Source organism: Flavobacterium sp. IB48 (genome assembly GCF_016405855.1).
In the GTDB taxonomy this organism is placed as follows: domain Bacteria; phylum Bacteroidota; class Bacteroidia; order Flavobacteriales; family Flavobacteriaceae; genus Flavobacterium; species Flavobacterium ginsengisoli.
On record NZ_JAEFCA010000001.1, the window covers coordinates 1,277,195 to 1,298,272 of the forward strand.

Annotated in this window: 8 protein-coding genes and 1 pseudogene; 7 read left to right on the top strand and 2 right to left on the bottom strand. The window is 34.2% G+C overall.

Annotated features, from left to right (window positions below):
* Positions 1–50 precede the first annotated feature (50 nt).
* From JC605_RS05540 to JC605_RS05555, 4 genes are all read left to right on the top strand, one after another.
* The gene (locus JC605_RS05540; protein WP_198855238.1) at positions 51–320 is read left to right on the top strand and encodes a hypothetical protein; all 270 of its coding nucleotides are present in this window, start codon (positions 51–53) and stop codon (positions 318–320) included.
* Positions 321–511: 191 nt separating this feature from the next.
* Complete coding sequence (locus JC605_RS05545; RefSeq protein WP_198855239.1) at positions 512–1,150, top strand: NAD(P)-dependent oxidoreductase; 639 nt, start codon at positions 512–514, stop codon at positions 1,148–1,150.
* A gap of 74 nt (positions 1,151–1,224) precedes the next feature.
* Positions 1,225–2,361: a pyridoxal phosphate-dependent aminotransferase family protein gene (locus JC605_RS05550; protein WP_198855240.1), complete on the top strand. Its 1,137-nt coding sequence runs from the start codon at positions 1,225–1,227 to the stop codon at positions 2,359–2,361.
* Positions 2,362–2,363: 2 nt separating this feature from the next.
* Positions 2,364–2,768, top strand: coding sequence for a DUF2007 domain-containing protein (locus tag JC605_RS05555; protein ID WP_198855241.1), 405 nt, complete (start codon positions 2,364–2,366; stop codon positions 2,766–2,768).
* 43 nt (positions 2,769–2,811) lie between these two features.
* On the opposite strand, the gene JC605_RS05560 is transcribed toward JC605_RS05555, so the two are convergent.
* On the bottom strand, positions 2,812–6,891 hold the full coding sequence (locus tag JC605_RS05560) for a T9SS sorting signal type C domain-containing protein (protein ID WP_198855242.1): 4,080 nt from the start codon (positions 6,889–6,891) through the stop codon (positions 2,812–2,814).
* Between the two features lie 395 nt (positions 6,892–7,286).
* Entirely contained in the window at positions 7,287–7,769 is a 483-nt protein-coding gene (locus JC605_RS05565; protein ID WP_198855243.1) for a regulatory protein RecX, read from the bottom strand.
* Positions 7,770–8,050: 281 nt separating this feature from the next.
* On the opposite strand from JC605_RS05565, the gene JC605_RS05570 reads away from it, so the two are divergent.
* From JC605_RS05570 to JC605_RS05580, 3 genes and pseudogenes are all read left to right on the top strand, one after another.
* Positions 8,051–14,851, top strand: a complete 6,801-nt coding sequence (locus JC605_RS05570) for a GEVED domain-containing protein (protein ID WP_198855244.1) — start codon at positions 8,051–8,053, stop codon at positions 14,849–14,851.
* 147 nt (positions 14,852–14,998) lie between these two features.
* The gene (locus JC605_RS05575; RefSeq protein WP_198855245.1) at positions 14,999–18,874 is read left to right on the top strand and encodes a T9SS sorting signal type C domain-containing protein; all 3,876 of its coding nucleotides are present in this window, start codon (positions 14,999–15,001) and stop codon (positions 18,872–18,874) included.
* Positions 18,875–19,318: 444 nt separating this feature from the next.
* Positions 19,319–21,078: pseudogene (locus JC605_RS05580) on the top strand (hypothetical protein); the annotation flags it as partial.

Genomic DNA, 21,078 nt, shown 5'->3' on the forward strand with positions numbered 1-21,078 from the left:
ACTGATTATTAACTACGTTTGTAAGTATAATAACATTTAAAAAAAATATTATGAAAAAAGTTTTTTTAGGAATACTGCTAATTGCATTAAGTTTTGGGACAATGTCTCTAACTACAAGTTCTGAGAATGTTACTAAAGCTTCAATAGAAGCTACAAATGTCGTCGTTGGTCCAACATATACTGCCCCTTGGTTGGGAATCTGTTGCGAGTCGCCACTTACTGCTGCAGAACGTGATATTGTAAAACGAGGTTATCCTGCGACTACTCAATATACTATCAATAGTACGACGAGTAATACGGTGACGTATACAATCTTTTAAACTGTTAAAAAAAAAATACATTTAAAGCTAGATTTAAAGTCTGGCTTTTTTTATTTCTGTATTTTTGAACTATCAAAATCTCTTTATAAAATATTTGATCAATTGTAAAAGCTCAGTAAGCTTTTATGTTATTGCTTCGTCTTATTTGACGGGGCATATATTACTTATGTCAAATTTTATAAAGAATATATATGAAAAATATATCAAAAGTTGCTGTTCTTGGCGGTGGCGGAAGAACAGGAAAATATCTTGTAAACCAATTATTAGAAAACGGTTTTAGTGTAAAACTTCTATTAAGAAATCCAGACAATTTTACCTTTCAAAATTCAAAAATTGAAATCATTAAAGGTGATGCTATTAAGGAAGAATCTGTAAAATTATTGCTTAAGGATTGTCAGGCTGTAATTAGCACTATTGGTCAGAGACCAGGAGAACCGATGGTAGCGAGTGAGGCGACAAAGAATGTTCTAAATGCTATGAATGAATATGAAATTCAGAGATACATTCTTCTTGTAGGATTAAATATCGATACTCCATTTGATAAAAAAAGTCCAAAAACAATCATGGCAACCGACTGGATGAAAACTAACTTTCCTGAAATTCAGAAAGACCGTCAATTAACTTACGATCTTTTAACTAACAGTAAGGTTAATTGGACGCAGGTTCGTGTTCCGTTAATTGTTTTTTCTGATGATAGTGATAAAATCTCTGTAAATCTTGAAGATTGTTTAGGAGATAGAATTACTGCATTGGATATTTCGAAATTTCTAGTAAAAGAAATGGTTGAATCTAAATATAGTCATCAATCGCCTTTTATTAGCGCAATTTAAATTTAGAAAAGCAGTGAATTTCACAGAAATTCGCTGCTTGTTTTTTCTAAAATGAATTGTCTAACTTTGTTTTTATGAAGCTGCCGGAAAATCTTAATCGTAAATTGGAAACTTGTATACAGAACAATCTGTTTAGAAAATTGCCTGTATTTAATAATCTGATTGATTTTTCGTCTAATGACTACATCGGATTTTCGAAGTCAGAAACTATTTTCAAGCACAGTCATGCTTATTTATTAGAAAATGAGATTTTCCAAAACGGAGCGACAGGTTCAAGATTAATCTCAGGAAATCATTCTCTTTATCAAATTGCAGAAAGTTTTATAGCGGAATTTCATGAGGCAGAAGCGGCTTTAATTTTCAATTCGGGATACAATGCCAATTTGGGATTTTTTAGCGCTGTACCGCAAGAAAATGATGTTGTTTTGTGCGATGAATTATGTCATGCCTCAATAAAAGATGGAATCGCAATGTCTCGAGCTAAATCTCATTATTATATTCACAATGATGTTGAAGATTTAGAGCGACTTATTCTTAACCATTCAAATGCTACAATTTATATTGTAACCGAAACTGTTTTTTCTATGGATGGCGATAGTCCGAATTTAGAAGAACTGGTGTATCTTTCAGAAAAATACAATTGCTATTTGATTGTTGACGAAGCTCACGCTTTAGGCGTTTTTGGAGATAAAGGAGAAGGTCTAACTCAATATTTGCAATTGCATAATAAATTTTTTGCTCGAATTGTAACTTTTGGAAAAGGTTTAGGATGTCAAGGCGCTGCAATTTTAGGAAGTGATAGTCTTAAAGAATATTTAATCAATTCTGCGAGAAGCTTTGTTTATACAACTGGATTATCTCCTCATGCTGTAGCAACCATTTTTATAGCGTATCAACAGTTGGAAATCGAAAAAGAAACCCGTGAAAAACTTCGTCAAAATATTGTGTTTTTTAATCAGCAGAAAAATTTATTAGGTTTAAAGCCAATGTTTGTACATAGTAAATCTCCAATACATTCTGCTATTATTCCTTGTAATAAAAATGTAAAAGAATTATCGGAAAATCTTCAAGATAAAGGATTCGATGTTCAATCTATTTTTTCTCCAATTGTTCCAGAAGGCCAAGAACGTATACGTTTTTGTCTTCATAGTTATAATTCGCAGGAAGAGATTAATAAAGTTTTAGAATTGGTTAGAGATTTTGTTTTTTAAGTATGAAAGAAGGTTTTAGATTAGTTAGAAGTTATCAATATTCATCAGAAGCCCAAATATTCTTTGGCAAGCTAGAATCTGAAGGAATAGAAGTTTATTTAAGAGATAATCACATAGTAGATTCAAATCCGATATGGAGTAATGCTGTTGGTGGGGTCAAGCTTTTTGTGAGAGAAGAAGATTTTAAAAAAGCAAGTGAAATTCTTTCGACAGTTAGTCAATATTCATTAGATGAAAAGAATGATTTAATTCAATGCCCAAATTGCGGTGCCGAAAAAGTCGAAATGATTACTTCACTAAGAGATACGAAATCATTAGTTGCATTTATTTTTTCACTGCTTTTTGTTCTGATGCCTTTTTATTCAAAATATCGTTATCAGTGCGATTGCTGTAAAACTGAATTTTAAAAATAAAAACAAGAAACCCATCTTTTAAGATGGGTTTTTGCTATTAATTAAATATGATTTTCTTTTTTGTTTCATGACCATTTTCAAGAATTACTTTTACTAATAAAACTTGATTGCTTGAATGTAAGTTTGGAATCTGCAATTCTTTAGCTTCAATTTTGTTTTTGTTGTAAAGCATTTGACCGCCAATAGTATAAATCTGAACTTCTTTAATGTTTTCAGTTCCACTGGTTACATTTACAACTTTTGATTTTACAGCTACTAAAACTCCATCGGCTAAATTTTCAAAATCATCTGTGCCAAGTGTTTTATTAGTGTAACGTAATACAAAACGATCTGGAAAAGTTCCGACAAGAGTTGTAAAAGTGTAATTTGAAGCACGTAAATCTGTTATTATACCTGTTGTTTTATCTTCAAGATAAACTGCTTGTTGGTCGAAAAATCCGTCTGCGTGATCTATTGAGATTGTAAGCGAAGTTTCTACAGTTGCTTTATAGCCAAGAGGAATTATTTCTGTGTTGTCAAAAGGTAAAGCTCTTGCCTGAATAGCCAATTTTTTTGCTTCGTTAATCGTATAAAAATCTACATAAGAATTAGCTGCTAGTGTAACGGCATCATAATTATAATCGAAAGTATTTGTTGCGCCTTCTGCATATCCTATTAATAGCTGTTTGAAAGCATCTTCATTATTACTCAGATTTAACCATAAGCGATTTACTTCAGTTTCGGTTTCTTTCGCAGTAGTTTTGAAAAACTGCGTATTTTGTGCTTTTACACGTAGATCATTGTTGAAAATAATTGAAGTTACTTTTGGTTTTACAAAGAAGCCTTGTCCTACCCCAATATATCCAGAAGGCATTTCTCCTCCAGTTGTCGCTCTTGTTCCTCCTAATGATGTAAATATTGCATAATCTGGACTGCTGTATGTAGCAGTGTTGCTGCCATTTTCTTTTTTTGGCAACGATGCATGTGTCCAAAAATATAATGGTCCGACATCTCCATTTGCTTTAATAAATTTTCGAGCATCAATAGCAGATGGATAAGGATTTCCTGTAAAATAATATTTATCTGCGGTGGTTTGAATTACAATGTCTCCATTATTTGGTTTTCCATAGAATTTTCCTGTAAAATCAGAGGCCGATTCATTATTAAAAGACTGTGGTCCTCGAATGCTGTATCCCTTTCCAACTTCCATTGGCAATGTTCCATACAGATTGGTTGCCCATTTGAAATCAGAAGACCAGTAAAGATATTTATCAAAATAGGTTTCAGGAGACAAAGTATTCATTTTAAAATCTGGGTTATTTACTGGTGGTGACCAATACGTCAGATCAAAACGTCGTACTTTGGTAATTCTTTGTATTTCAAATGCCTGCATGCTTCCAGAAAACATGTCTTTACTTGTTGAAGTTTGAAGTAATGATCCGCCGTCTAGAATTAGTAATTTACCTCCTGTTTCAACTTTTATGTTTTCATCAACAGTTAGGGTAACATCTTTTTTAACGGTTAGAGTAATATCTGGATTAATCGTGCAGGAGCAAACTTTAAGATCAGATTCTAAAGCAGTGTCTTTATTGATTACTAAGCTACTTCCATCAGGAATAGTTCCAGTCCCATTGTAAATAATATCTGTTTTTGTAAAATTAATTCCAAGGTTAGCATCGCCCCCGTCTTCTCTTAAACGTATCTCTACTCTAGACTCGCTGTTTAAAGGGTAAAGATCTCCATTGTTAATTAAATATGTAGCATTATCCCAACCATATTTAGAAAATATTAATTTATCATCGATGTAAAGCTCAATAGCATCATCATGATTCATATGCTTTAATTGGTATAATCCACAATCAAAACCTTTGCGTTTGTAAACCACTGTAAAATTGTTGTCTGGTATTTGAGAACCTTGCCAGATGGTTGCAGCTGAAGGAGATTTATCTTTTGGCCAATAATTTGTTGAATCGGGATTTAAATTTGGATCAACATAATAACCAGCATATCTTACATTGGCCAAGGTTATATCGTTGTTCACATAACCATAAACGTTCCAAACTTTGTCTCCATATTCAGAAGGATTTCCTTTTGGAATGCCAAAGAAAAAAGAAACTCTTGAATCACCTCCGTCTTCATAATACTCAAGAACAAATTTATGTTGGCCTATAGCTAAATCTTGTGTAGCATAATCCATAGTGTAGCCATGACCATTCCATCTTGATATAAGAGGTGTAGCTACATCATCGATATATAGTCTTACCCCGTCATCGCTTCCAATATCAAAACTGTATACGCCAGCTTCAGTAATATCAGCAAGCATTTTATATCGTACAAAAAATCGATCTGAAGGAGCAACATCACAAGCAAAATTCGAAGTTTGACCAGTAACAGCACCACCTCCAATATTTCTATCAAAGTTTTTGTTTTCAGTTACAGTTCCTATATAAGTTGCAATACTAGTGCTTGGCAAAGCAGGATAAGAAATATTTGGAGGCATGGTATTGGTTGTTAATTTATAAACATATCCATTCCAAATATTTGATCCAAAAGCAGTTTGGTCACCTGTTGGTGCGCACTTTAAGATTTCATCTGCTCCAATATATGGCTTAACCCTTGTTTCTCCATCAATATCATTTGTAACTTCTGAAATGGCTATTCCTTGCAAATCATTGTTGGCTGCAACATCTTGTAAGTGGTAATCAGAAGTAAAAGAAGGGTTGATGATTGTAGAATTAGTTTCTGAAGTGGCACTATTCCAAGCCGTAACTCCTGTAGCACCTGTTCCTATATATTCAGTTCCGTCGTCTCCTCCGCCAATTCTATTAGAAAAGCCACCTGAACTGTTTGTTACGTAGTAATTATTATGACTAACTGTACCTAAAGTACCGCCAGCAATAAAGAAGGCATATTGTATGCCAGATTGGGTATTGATAAAAATGTTATTTCTAACATTGATTCCAGAACCCCCAGTTGTATATAGACAAGAAGCGCGTGTTGTGCCAGTAGGCGCTCCACTACCAATAATAGTGTTGTAATATACATTAGTTCTGCTTCCAGATGTTATAAAAATATTATGTCCTCTATTTTGAAAATTCCCTTTATCAGAATTTGCTGTAGTGTTGTAAACTTTACTTATTATATTATTGAAGATATTGGTAACTCCTGTTGATTTAACCAATATACCAGCTGTTAAATAACCATTATTGTGTACAGCATTTGCAATGTCATCAATTGTATTGCTAGAAATTGTCCCTGTACTAGTTCCTAAAAGAACAATTGCTGCAGCATCATTACTTTGATTTTCGGTGTTTCTAACTCCTGATATTGTATTATTGGAGATTTCATAATTTAGCATATTAGAAAGATACATTCCTCTAATAGGCTTTTGTTCTGTAATAGAACTTCCAATTTTATTTTCTTTAATTTTCCATGAATTAGGAGATAATGTCGCCGTACCATTTCCGTTTATGTAAATACCTTCTTTCGTATTTATCATTTCATTATTAGAAATCGTAATTTTTGAATTGCTAGCAGAATTTGCTTCTTTGCTAATGGTATTGTTTCCTCCTATAGTATTGTTTCCAGAATAAACTCCCGATAAAAGATTTACTCCAGCATTGCGATTAGAAAATTTGAAAGTACTGTTTTTTATAGTAATATTATTTGATCCTTTTGTGCCATTGCTAGCTATCCAAATAATTGATCTTTCTACGTAACCTAACGCGTCATCATTAATTAAAGTTAAATTTCTTGTGTTGGCTGTAGAATTGCTTCCATCGATAATTATATTCGTGGCTCCATTAAATAAAAAAACTGCGGCAATCCCTGTATAGTCATTTGGTTTTTTAGCAGTAATTGTAATGTTTTTATCAGTGTAGGGTTTAATGGTAAGAATGTTTGTTTCGCTTGAATTGGCGTATTCTTTAAGTACGTATTGCGAGGTAACGGTTTGGTCCTCGTCAAGCAAAAAATTTACTGGACCATCAAAACCAACTTGCTCTAATTTTGCGATAGCGCTTGTCAGTGTTTCAAATTTTGCTAACGTATTTGTTTTGCTAATTATATAATCACCACTCAAACCTTGAGCAAATCCAAAAAAAGGCAACAATAAGAATAAAAGTAAAGTTTTTTTCATGTTAAATGTTTTCTATCAATTTGTTATGCTGGCATAGAACTTTCGAAGCGCGGCAAAGATAGATACATCTACGAGCTAGAATTTGGTAGGGTTTTGAGAACCCATATATAATCGATGAATTGTTAAAATAGTCGATGAACTACATTAAAAATTTTAATGTTCGATAAATATTCTTATAAAAGAATGGAAAATATTATAAGAATAATCGTAAAAAAATGAATTTTTCGAGGTTGTTTTTTGCGCTTTTAGACTAAAAAACGTCAGATTTGCTATAAAATCTTAGAAATAGGAATATTTTATAACTATGAGTTGTGTTGTTTTTTTGAGGATGAGAAGTTTTAAGAATTTAGAAAATTTATAAAAATTCTTCTTTTTGGAGTATTAAAAAAACAAGTTTAGTTTTCTTCTAATTCTTTTACTTTTTCGTAAACTAAATTGCTTTCGAAACCTCTTCGAAGCATGTAGTCACAAAATTTTTTACGCTTTTTAAGAAGATTAGTTTCAGAAATAGTATTCCAAGATCTTTCTGCAAGATTTTCGAAAGTTTCGAAATATTCTTCGGGTGAAATTTCTTTTAAAGCCAAAGTAATATTTGTTGAAGAAATGTTTCTCGCTTTTAATTCGTTTGTAATTCTGATTTTTCCCCAATTTTTAATTCTGTGTTTGCCTCTAGCAAAACTGCAAGCAAAACGAGTTTCGTTTAAAAAGTTGCCTTCAATAAGCTGAACTACAATAGTATCGATCTCATCACGAGTCATTTTTAGGCTGTATAATTTATCAACAACTTCATCGTGACAGCGCTCTTGATAAGCACAAAAATGCTCTAATTTTTGTAAAGCTTCTTTGATGGTAAAAGTGCTGTTCGTCGGTTTTTTCATGCGTTTTAACGTTTAAATGAAGTTATAGTCAATTAGTTATAAAATATTTCTAAAATTTGTTAATATTTTATAAAAAGAAATAAATTATAACCTTGTGTATTAGGCTAATTTAAATATTTTTGTACGGAATTTTAACATTTTTAAATTTCGGCTAAATGCCAAGATTTTAACATTTTGGATTTCAATATAATACCAAAAGAACATTTATTTTTTTTTGAAAGAAATGCCTTTTTTGCTTTAAGCAAACCAAAAACAAATTTAAAACAAATACCTACTGTTATATGATGAGAAAATTACTTTACTCGTTTTTATTCTTCATTTCCCCTAAGATTTTATCCAAAAAATCAAGCATATCAAGTTTAGGATTGCTTTGTGTTGGGATGTTTTTTGTGGTTTCAGCAAATCAATTATTGGCTCAATCTGGTACCGTAACAAGTAATAATTCTGGCAACTGGAATGTTGCAGCAACTTGGGTTGCAAATGATATTGGTCGAACTGGTACAGTTACTACGAATAATACCTCAAATATTGTAAATGGAAATGGGACTTCGTTTTTGACAGAACTAACAGTTGGGTCTGTAATTGCAAGATCAAATGGGGCAGCAATAGGAACTGTGGCTTCAATTACTAGTAATACTGTTCTTACACTGACTTCAAATGCAGTAAATAGTATGACAAATAGGGCTTATGAGACTACAAGCGGCCCCCCTAGTCCTATTGATAATGTAGTGATTGCAAATAATCATATAGTTAATGTTAATGGAGGATATACTTGTGCAGGAATTAATATCGGGAGTGTAAATGGTTTCACGGCGACATTAAATTTTTCAAGTTCTCTTTCTCAGCTTACTGTAAATGGTGCTTTTACTCTAGGGGGTAGTGGTACAAAATATGGTAAATTAGATATGACTAATGGAGGTACTTTAATAACAAATAGTATCGGTTTAGGTAATACTTCCTCTTCAAATTCTTTTAATTCTGGCAGCGGAACAGTTCAATTAAAGACAAATAATACTTTGCCAACAAATATATTTAGCACATTTAATAATTTAACTGTTAGTTCAGGAACTACCACATTAGGAACAGCCTTAACAATAAATGGTAATTTATCAATTACAGGTGGAGGCTTAACATCAGGAGCTAATAATTTGACAATCACGGGCAATTTTACAAATGCAGGGACATTTAATCCCGGAACAGCAACAGTAAGTTTAAATGGAAACAATAATAATCAATCATTTAATGTTTCAAATTTTAATAACTTAACATTAGCTGGAAGTGGAACAAAATATTTTACTGGAACGACGACAGTAGCTGGTGCATTAGTTATAAATTCAGGAGTAAAAGCAGATTTAGGAACCACAACCCATACTGCAAATACCCTTACACTGAACAGTAGTCAAGTTGCTCCGAGTTCATGGGGAAGTTCAAGTTCTGCGGCGCAGAATAAAAATGATACTTATTTTGCTAATTCTGGTATAATAAATGTATCGTCAAGTACTTGTACTACTTTTTCATCAGTTACTGCTATTACAAATGTTTTATTTGGATCAATCAATAATCCAACTTCACCTTCCTCTACAGCGCCTTATATTTATTATTCAAATGTTGCCGCGGCTAGTGTTTCGAAAGGACAATATTATGAACTAACAGTTAGGGGATATACTAATGGAAACGTAAATAATTATTATACTGCTTTTTTTGACTGGAATGGAGACGGAGATTTTGCCGACTCAGGAGAAGGACCTTATAAAATAGGTACTATAAACAACTCTACCGGTGCAGATGGAAAAGCAACTTCTATTTATTTGCAAATTCCAACAAGTGCTGCTTCGGGATCAACCAAAATGAGGGTTATGAGTCGTCGCACAACTGATTATAATACAGACTCTTGTGCAATATCAGGAAGTACGGGACAAATTCAAGATTATAATATTACTATTTTAGACGCTTGTGTAGGAAATGCTCCTGGCAATACTTTAAGTACAGCATCGTCAGTTTGTCCTAATGCTCCTTTTACATTGTCATTGCAAAATACAATGGCAGACGGTACATCGTATGTGTGGCAGACTTCTCCTAATGGAAATGCTCCTTGGACAAGCGCGACAGCGACTCCGACAACTTTTTTTAGCAGTACTTTTTCTACCGATCAAGCAGCAAATACTAATGTTGGGGATATTAGCCTTTATGGAAGTGATACTAGTATAACTGGTGGAGTCTTATATTTGACAACATTAAATACAGGTTATACAGGAGGTTTTGTAATCCAAAAAACACCAGGTTTGAATATTAATACTTTTTCAGCATCTTTTGATTATAAAATTTATGGAGGTAGTGGTGCTGATGGTATTAGTTTGAGCTACGCTTCAAATATTGCTAACAATGGAGGAGGTGGTGAAAATGGTGAAGGTTCAGGAATTGTTTTACAACTTGACACTTATGATAATGAAGGAGTTCAAACTGGTAGCCGAGTTAGAATTACGTACAATGGAAGCAGTATTTTTAATAGTGCTATAAATGCGCCGTTTAATTTAAGAACAAGCTCGACTACATCCAATAATGTTGTTATGAGTGTTAATGATAAAGGATATTTAACACTTACTATAGCAGGAACAGTTGTTGTTTCCAATCTTGCTTTACCGGCAGCTTATTTGTCTTCTGATAAATCTAACTGGAAATTCAAATTTTCTGGGCGTACAGGAGCATCAAACGATTATCATGTTATTGATAATGTTAACATTTATTATCTGGATACTGCAAATTCTAAATCAACATTTACAACGACTCAAACTGTAAAAACCTATTATCGTGTAGCGGCTACCTGTGGTGGAACAACAGTTTATTCAGCACCAGTTATGGTAGATGTGACGTCAGCTACAATTAGTTCAATGACATATAATGCTTGTACGGGAACAGCTTTCACAGTAACACCAGAAAATGGTACAAATGGAACAATTCCTGATAATACAACATATACATGGACCGCACCATCAGTTTCAGCTGTAGGATTAACAGGTGGAGCGGCAAATACTGTTGCATCAGCTACTATAACAGGTACATTAACAAATGCCACATCTACAGCTCAAACAGCTACTTACACAGTTACTCCAATTACAGGAGGTTGTACTGGAGTGCCATTTACATTAACTGTAACTGTGAACCCAAAACCGACAGCTAATGTGGGAGCGGCTGTGGCGGCAATCTGCCAAGGAGCTACATCAGCTGCCATGGGCGGATCAATTGGTGGCGGAGCTACAGGCGGTACTTGGAGTGGCGGATCAGGAACTTGGAATAATGCTACGAGTCCTTCAGGTGCAACATATACTGCTGGCGCATCAGAATCAGGAAATATTACATTAACACTGACGGCTACCGGAGTTTCATGTAGCCCTGCAATAGTTACCAAAACAATCACAGTAAACCCAAAACCAACAGTAGCCAATGCGGGGGCTGATCAATATGGCAATGGAGCATTTACGTTAGCAGCCAATGTACCTACAGCTGGTACAGGTACATGGAGTATAGCGAGTGGTCCAAGTACAGCTCTAACTCAGTTTAGTAATGTTAATGCTGCTAACGCTACATTTACTCCTCTTGGAGCAGGAGTATATACATTAAATTGGACAATAACTACTGCTAGTTGTGGTTCATCTACAGATGATGTAGTTCTTTCAAATTGTGTAGGTAATTTAATTCAAAACGGAGATTTTAGTAATGGTACAAATAATTGGTCAAAAGCTACTACGAAAGGAACGAAGGTTGAAGTTTTAAAAGAAAATGTCTATTTTCCAAACGGCAATAGTGAAAATTATACTGCAGAATTAGATGTAGAAGCATCATTAGGACAAACGGTATCAGTTATTCCTAACGTTCCTTATACTTTAAGTTTTATTTACGCTCGTAGACCGGGATCTTCTCCTACTGTTGCGGTTGATGTCAAAATAATTGACGGATCAAGTACAATAACAAGAAATTATACAACTAGTGATACAACTAATAGTTCTGTTTTTCAGACTATTGAATTTACACCATCAACTTCTTCTATTTGGATTGAATTTTACAACTCACTTGAAACTACTACACTTGGTTCTATTGTAGACAACATTGTTTTACTTCCTACTTCTCAAGTGAACCCTGTAGCGACAACAACACCTAAAGGAAAATTTAAAACTGTAGATGCTTGTAATGGTGCAAGTGTTCAGTTAGATGTTGAAAATGTCCCTGCTTCAGGCGTATCATACTCTTGGACAACTACATCGACAGGGGTGACCTTTTCGCAAACTGATATAAAAAATCCTAAAATAACGGTTACAGGAACAGGAATTAAGAACGCGACAGTTGTTGTAACTACTGCAGGAGGTTGTTCTTCTGTTTCTTCTACTACTTATGTTAATGTATTGGCTTTACCAGTAGCAGGCTTAGTGAGCAATGACGCAGATAATACTTTTTGTGAAGGAACATCAGTGACTTTTACTGCATCAGGTGGAACGAGTTATGCATTTAAAGTTGGTTCTACTACAGTTCAATCGGGAGCTAGTGACACTTATACAACAACAGCTTTAACAAATGGACAGACTGTAACTGTAGATGTTACAAATGCATCAGGCTGTACATCAACTAGTGCAGGAATTACTAATACTGTAACCCCAAACAATACCATAACACTAACTTCAGCTGCAGGAACAGACTCACAGACCGTATGTGCTAATACAGCAATTACAAATATTACGTACTCTACTAATGGAGCGACAGGAGTAAATTTTGGAATCCTTCCTGCTGGAATTTCAGGAATCTGGGCAGGAAATGTTGCAACAATAAGCGGAACTCCAACAGTAAATTCTACAAATTCTTATAATTATACGATTACTTTAACTGGCGGTTGCGGAACTATTACTGCAACAGGAACTATTAATGTAGATTCTTTGCCAGTAGGAGGAAGTATTGCAGGTGGTACGACAGTTTGTTCAGGTACAGGCGATACTGTATTAACATTAAGCGGTAATTCAGGAATAGTTGCACATTGGGAATCTTCATTGGATAATTTCGCAACGGCAGGTACAGTTATAAATAATACGAGTACAACACTTACAGTTTCTAATTTGACAGCAACTACATCTTACCGAGCTGTTATAACAAACGGTGTTTGTGCTTCTATTAATAGTGCTACTGCAACAATAACAGTAAAACCACTCCCAACAACCCCAACAATTACAAAAAACAACAATGTATCTTGTGGTGGTTTCGGTATTATAACATTAACTGATTTACCAGCAAATTGGACAATTAATCAAACAGGATTAACTACTGGATCAAGAAGTTTTTCTGGAACAGATTCTTCTGTACCTATCCAAAATCTAACAATAGATACATATAGTTTTACAGTTAAAGATAATACTACAGGTTGTACCTCAAACGCTGCAACGGTTGTCATAACAGACGAAAGTTCTATTACAGAATGGACAGATTCAGGATGGAGTAATGGTGAACCCGATGGAAGCAAAAGTGTTGTAATTAAATCTGTAGCAGTAGATCAACCTTTTAAAAGCAATAAACCAAATGTAGTGGCATGTTCTTTAATTATTGATGTTCCAACTACAGGACCAGATGTAGAAATCCCGTCTAATGTTACTTTAAGAATTACAAACATTGTAAAAAGTAATGGAAAATTGGTGTTTAAAAGTGGTTCTAGTTTAGTACAAAAGGATAATGTCCAAAATGATGGTGATATCGTTTATATTAGAGCAACCGACGTACGCCGTTTTGATCTAACTTATTGGTCAAGTCCAATTAAATCAACAAAACCAGAAGGTTTTAGAATGCAAGACTTGTCACCGACTACCTATTTCGATAAATTTTTATACTGGTCTTCTGAGTATAAATGGGCAACTAATTTGTATGGAACATTGCCAATGGAAGTAGGAAAAGGATACAGCATTCGAGGACCTCAAGAATTTGATAATGTTGATGGAGGTACCTTTGAAGGAAAATTTATTGGAGTTCCAAATAACGGTAATATAGACGTAACAGGTGTAGCTGTAGATAAATACTTTTTCTTAGGAAATCCTTATCCATCACCGATAGATGTAGAGAAATTGTGGGATGCTAATCCTGATGTTCTGGGCCCGCTTTATTTCTGGATACATGCCTTACTTCCGCAGAAAGCTCCTGGAGACAATACCGCTCGTTACAGTAGTAATGATTATATAATTTGTACGGCTGCTGGAAGTACAGATATTAATGGAGAAACAGCACCTAAATCATTTGATGGATTTATTGCCGCAGGTCAGGGATTTTTTGCTAAACCAAAAACGACAGTAATACATTTTAATAATGATATGCGTGAAGGAGCAACAGAAAATACTAATTTCTTTAAAACAGCTAAAAGTGCTAGTATTGAAAGAAATCGTATTTGGCTGAACATTAGAAATACTGAAGGTGCCTTCAAACAAATATTAGTAGGTTATATTCAAGGTGCTACTAATTCCGTAGATTTTAATTATGATGCTGCAACGCTTGGAGCTAATTCATTTATCGACTTTTATAGTATAAACGAAACAAAGAAATTAACCATTCAAGGACGTGCTTTACCGTTTGACGATACAGATGTTGTTCCGTTGGGTTATAAAAGTACTATAGATAGTGATTTTACTATAGCAATAGATCATGCTGATGGATTCTTTGATAAACAAGAGGTTTATTTAGAAGATAAAACTACAGGGAAAATAATCAATTTACGAAATGAGAATTATACGTTCTCTACATTAGCCGGAACTTTTGCAGATCGTTTTGTTCTTCGTTATACCAATAAAACATTAGGTACTGGTGATTTTGAAAATATTGAAGATAGCGTCTTAATTTCAGTGAAAAATAAAGTAGTAAGTATTACTTCTTCTAAAGAAACAATTAAAGACGTAAATATTTTCAATGTTGGAGCTCAGTTAATGTATAGTAAAAACAAAGTAAATTCGTCAGAATTACAAATTAATAATTTGCATTCTAGCGATCAGGTTTTATTAGTTAAAGTAACTTTAGAAAACGGTTCTACAGTTTCTAAAAAAGTTGTTTTTTCTAATTTACCATAAAAAAATAATACTTCATCAAAGCCCATTTCTTCTCTAAGGAATGGGCTTTTTTTAATAAAATATCCCTAAATCTAGGTATTGTATTTTTAATAACCGCTTTATAATTTTAGCTTAATTCTTACAAATATTAACTTCAATTATATAGTCTTGATTAAAAATATATTTTATTTACTAATCATAATTTCAATATCACTTCGTACGGTTTCTGCTCAGCAAGGAAAAATTGACAACTCTTTTAACATTCTTGATGATGGACAAAATGGTGATGGGTTTGATAGTACTGTTCGAACTCTTCTCATGCAAAAGGATGGAACTTTACTTGTTGGTGGCGATTTTTTGCGATTGAACGGAACAGCTGTTTCTTACCTCACCCGTTTAAATACAGATGGATCCATAGACGAAAGTTTCAATACGGGAACGGGTTTTAATGGTAAAATCTATTCTTCTTGTTTACAATCAGATGGAAAAATTATAATTGGAGGAAACTTTACAAGCTATAACGGAATTAGTGCAGGAAGAATAATCCGTTTGAATCAAGATGGTTCTTATGATCCTACTTTTAATACAACAATTGGAGCAACTTCAGGAATTGTCTATGATATTGCCTTACAGTCTGACGGGAAAATAATTATTGTAGGCAGTTTTACCAACTATAATAGTAGTAAGATAAACAGGGTTGCACGCTTGCTGCCAAATGGATCGCTAGATTCTACATTTCTTATTGGTTCGGGATCTTTATTAAATGTTACACAAGTAAAAATTTTAGCAGACGAGAAAATACTTCTAACCGGTAATTTCACCATATTTAATACTATTTCAGCTAATCGTATTATTAGACTCAATGCTAATGGGACTTTTGATTCTAGTTTTAATTGTGGAGCAGGATTTGACAATGATGTTAATACCATTGCTTTGCAACCTGATGGTAAAATAGTTTTAGGAGGAAATTTTACTTCTTTTAATAATATTACCGCTAATAGGATCATCCGTTTGAATGAAGACGGAATTAGAGATGAAAGTTTCGTAAGTGGTTCTGGTTTTAGTAAAGAAGCAGTTGAAACAATCAAGATTAATAAGAATGGAGAAATAATGGTTGGAGGTTCCTTTACGGGATTTTACAATACCAACGAAGTGGTGAGACTAATTTTATTAGAACCCGATGGAAGCATAAAACCTAATTTTGATATCGGTTCTGGGCCAGCAACAGCTTCAGTATTCGCTTTAGAATTTGATGAAGAGGGGGCTTGGTTTGTCGGTGGTTCTTTCAGTGTTTTTAATGGTCTAAATCAAGGAAGATTAGTAAAAATCAGTAACGAAGGAGAACATGATATTTCATACTTGGCTTCAGGTATTGGTTTTGACAATTCTGTTTTTAGCATTTTGCCTCTTCCAAATAGAAAAACTATAATTGGCGGAAATTTCAAAAAGTTCAATGGAAATGTTGCTTCAAAAATTACTTGTTTATTAGAAAATGGCACAACCGATCTTACTTTTAACGCCACGAATTCAGGAAGTAATAATGCAGTAAAAGCTACCATATTGCAATTAGATGGAAAGATAATTTTAGGTGGTAATTTTACAAAATACAATGACTTTACGAATAATCGTATTGTTAGAATATTTCCAAATGGAGATATCGATAACTCATTTAATAGTGGAGATGGATTTAATGGACAGGTTAGTGCATTGGCCATTCAATCCGATCAAAAAATAATTGCTGTAGGAACATTTACAAAATATAATGGATCTGCAGTCAATGCTAGTAGAATTGTCCGAATTCTTCCAAACGGAGCAAGAGATCCTGATTTTAATATTGGTTTAGGCGCAGACTCTTTCATAGAAAGTTTGGTTTTGCAAAAAGACGGGAAAATACTTCTAGGAGGTCGTTTTAAAACTTTCAATAATATACCCTTTGCAGGTTTAGTAAGATTAAATCAAGATGGAAGTATTGACGAGAGCTTTAATATAGGAGTTGGTTTTGATAAATATGTTTTTGCAATTGCACTTCAATCCAATCAGAAGATTATTGTAGGTGGTTCTTTTTTGACTTTTAATGAGGTTTCACAAAAGCGTATTGTTCGGTTAAACAACGATGGAAGTCTTGATGATACCTTCGATTCAGGTAGTGGCTTCAATAAAGGAGATGTTCGTGCTATTTTAGTGCAGCCAGATGATAGAATTTGGGTAGGAGGAACTTTTTCTGGAACATATAATGCCATTTCTTCTTCTAGATTGATTCGATTATCATCTTCAGGAATCTTTGATAATTCTTTCATAGCACCGCTAAATAATGCGTTGTATGCGATGAATTTTAATGAAGATTATAAATTGATAATTGGAGGAAATTTTAACTCCGTTTCTGGCAAGTCAAAACATAGAATAGCTCGTTTAAAATTTTGCATTAATACAACAACTTGGAATGGAACTTCATGGTCAAACGGTTTTCCTTCTGCAGGAAAAGAGGTGTATTTTAAAGAAAATTTTCCAAATTTGACTACTACTAATATTTGCGGGTGTAATATAGAGGAAGGAAAAACGGTTACTTTGCTTGAGAATAACACATTAGTGATTGAGTTCGCCTATACTGGCAAAGGAATATTGGTTGTAGAAAATGCCGCCAGTTTATATCAAGATGACGATGATATAGTAAATACTGGAATTGTTCATGTAAAAAGAAAAACAAAACCCGTAATCCGATTCGATCTTACTTATTGGTCTTCGCCAGTAGCAGATATGAAATTATGTGATTTTTCGCCAGAAACATATTTTGATAAATATTTATGGTTTGATCCAATCTTAGGATGGAAAACAAATCTTTACGGAACATTCACTATGGATCCAGGGCATGGATACAGTGTCAGAGCACCTCAAAGTTTTTCTAATAGCGAGCGAGGAATATTGGAAGGTGTTTTTAAAGGAATTCCAAATAATGGTAAATTAAAAGTTGAATTTATTGCGCCAGAGCGATATTATTTCGTTGGTAATCCATACCCTTGTGCAATAAATGCAGATGATTTCTTAAGGAGTAATGCTCCAAAAACAAAAGGAACGTTATATTTCTGGACACATAATACGCCACCCAGAATAACTATACCAGGAACTAACACCGCTCGTTATAGCAATGATGATTATGCAGTTTATAATTTACTAGGCGGAGTTGGTACAAGTTCAGCTTTAAATTCCGGAATAAGTAATGATGCGCCAGATGGTCTTATCGCTTCTGGGCAAGGTTTTTTTGTGAAAAGCAATCAGACTGGTTATTTAGAATTTAATAATAGCATGAGAGTCAGAGATAGAAATACTTCTTTTTTTCGACCAGCTCCAAATTCAGAAGTAAAATCGATTAACGAAAAGTATCGATTTTGGCTAAACATTAGAAATAATGGAAATGAATTTAAACAGATCTTATTAGGCTACGCGACAGAAGCTTCAAATTCTTTTGATTTAATGTATGATGCAGAATATTTGAGTTCAGGAACGGCAGTAGATTTTTATAGTATAATAGAAGATAAAAAGTTAGTGATTCAGGGGCGTGAATTGCCTTTTTCGGAGAATGATTCAATTTCTTTAGGATATAAAACGACTATTAATGATAGTTTTAAAGTAGAAATCGATCATCAAGATGATTTTTTTAATGACAAACCTATTTTTTTAGTAGATAAAAATTTAAATCTGGTTCATAATCTTTCTGAAGGGCCTTATCAATTTACGTCTGAGGTCGGAACTTTCCATAATCGTTTTTCGATAATTTACAATGATAAAACTTTAGGGAATACAACTTTTAAAGATAATTCTAATGACGTATTAATATCTGCTAAAAATCACATTATAAATATCGAATCTACCAAAGAAAATATAAGTGAGATTATAATATTTGATGTTTTGGGAAATCAAATCTTTAAAGAAGATAAACTTGAAACTAAAAAAATCGCTGTTCAAAACTTGATCTCTTCTCATCAGGTTTTATTTGTAAAAGTCATTTTTGGAAATGGCAAATCCAATTCAAAAAAGGTAATTTTTTAATAATTGAAAAATTATTGGAACAAATCCTTTTTGCTGTCTCAATGCACTGATAATCAATAATGTAATATTTGCTATTTTATTTTTTAACAGTTTTTTCTTATTTTTTATAGTTTTTAGATTTTAGCTGTTAAAATTATGTGTTTAATACTACATTATGAATTTCAATGTAAATAAAATCGTACCTTGTAGTTGCTTTTAATCGATTAAAAGCGTTTTTAATCGATTAAAAGTATTTCTATAAGCCTTTGTATTATAATTTTTTTCTTCGAAAAGGACAGTTATAAAAACTGTCTTTTTATCTGCCTTAAGTTGATTGTAAAAATTGGAGGGTTTCTTTAATTCCATATTCTTGTTAAGCTGACTCCCAAACTTTAATCTTCCTGATTTTGCAATTTATCTTGTTTTGAGTTTGAATTTATTTTTCAATTACTAAAATGCCACAAGATGAAAAAAGATTTACTTACGATGCTGAGTTTCTTCAGCCATTTATCTTTAATAGCAGATATTGAAAAACTATTAAAATCAAGTAGAAGATTAAGAATTCTGCTAGTTTTAGTTTTGTCAATTTTTTATACAACGTCAAAAGCACAAATATCACACCCATTCACAACTAGCGGATCTCTTCTTCTTCCTGCCGGTATGGATGTAGTTACTGTTGAAGCTTGGGGAGCCGGTGGCGCTGGAGGTGGAGCCAAAGTGACGCCTCTTGAAGGGAGAAGCGGCGGCGGCGGCGGCGGTGGAGCTTATGCTAAAGGAACAATTAATACAATAGGCGTTTCAAGCTTGAATTATGTAGTTGGAACAGCTGTTGCCGGAGGAGCTGGTGATGGAGCATCAGGAGGAGCATCATTTATAACGGGATTTACAAGTGTTTTCAATGCGCCTGGAGGTCTAGGAGGAAAAGGTAATATTGCAACAACTTCTACTCCAACAGGAGGAACAGGAGGTACTGGTGCTATTGGAAATCTCGGAACTGCAATAGGTGCAAATGGTACAAATGGTAGAGTTGCAGCATTAAGTTTACTTCTTACGTCTGGTGCTGGTGGAAATGCAGGTAATTACGGTACAGTAGCTGGAGCTGGAGCTGGTGGAGCTGCGCAATCTACTTTATTATTAACAGATCTTGCTGGAACTAATGGAGGGACTAACGGCGGCGGAGGCGGCGGAGCTCTAAGTGCTAATGTTGCACAAAATGGGGGGAGTGGAGCAAGAGGTAATATTAACATTACTTATACTTGCAAAACGTATAGTCTAACTGGGACATCTGCACCAAATGTTTGTACAGGGACTACTTCACAAGTACAATTAACAGGTACAGCAACAAGTCTTCCGGCTGGAACATACACCGTTACTTATAATACAAGTCTGCCAAACGCAACAGGAAAAACAGAACCAATGGTAGTTAGTACCGCAGGATCTGGAAGTTTTACTGCAAGAGGATTAACTACTTTAGGGAATTGTATTATTACAGTTACGTCTTTGACTTCTGTAGATTGTACTTCATCTATTAGCGCAAATGGTGTTGCAAATATTATTGTTAGCGCTCAGCCAACAATAACTTTAGGAACAACTACTGCCGTATGTGCGAGCGCAAGTCTACAAAATGTAGCATTACCTTATACTGGAGTTACAAATACACCAACAAACTATAGTATAACATGGAATGCGAGTCCCGCAAATAGTTTTTTGCCTGTTACAAATGCCGTATTGCCAGCAACTCCAATAAATATTACTGTTCCTGCTGGAACTGCTGCGGGCACCTATACAGGATCACTAACGGTTAGTAATGCGGCTGGATGTGTATCTGCTGCTGCAACGAATTTTACTATAACAGTAAATCCACTTCCGACAATAACATTAGGTGCAACTACTGTAGTTTGTATAAGTTCAGGCGCACAAAGCACGGCATTGCCTTATAGCGCTCCAGCAAATTCGCCAACTACTTATAGCATTACGTGGAACGCTAGTCCAACAAATACTTTTGCGTCGGTTTTTAATGCTCCATTGCCAGCAAGTCAGATCAATATCCCTATACCGGCAAATACAGCGGCAGGAACATACACTGGGACTTTAACTGTTAGCAATGCGAATGGATGTGTATCAGCAGCAAATAATTTTACAGTTACGGTCAATCCTCTTCCGACTATCACGCTCGGATCGGCAGGAGCGGTGTGCTTTAGCGCTGGTGTGCAGAGCGCCAGTCT

Coding starts and splice junctions, on each gene's coding strand:
- JC605_RS05540 (WP_198855238.1), top strand. CDS start 51: ATGAAAAAAGTTTTTTTAGGAATACTGCTAATTGCATTAAGTTTTGGG.
- JC605_RS05545 (WP_198855239.1), top strand. CDS start 512: ATGAAAAATATATCAAAAGTTGCTGTTCTTGGCGGTGGCGGAAGAACA.
- JC605_RS05550 (WP_198855240.1), top strand. CDS start 1,225: ATGAAGCTGCCGGAAAATCTTAATCGTAAATTGGAAACTTGTATACAG.
- JC605_RS05555 (WP_198855241.1), top strand. CDS start 2,364: ATGAAAGAAGGTTTTAGATTAGTTAGAAGTTATCAATATTCATCAGAA.
- JC605_RS05560 (WP_198855242.1), bottom strand. CDS start 6,891: ATGAAAAAAACTTTACTTTTATTCTTATTGTTGCCTTTTTTTGGATTT.
- JC605_RS05565 (WP_198855243.1), bottom strand. CDS start 7,769: ATGAAAAAACCGACGAACAGCACTTTTACCATCAAAGAAGCTTTACAA.
- JC605_RS05570 (WP_198855244.1), top strand. CDS start 8,051: ATGATGAGAAAATTACTTTACTCGTTTTTATTCTTCATTTCCCCTAAG.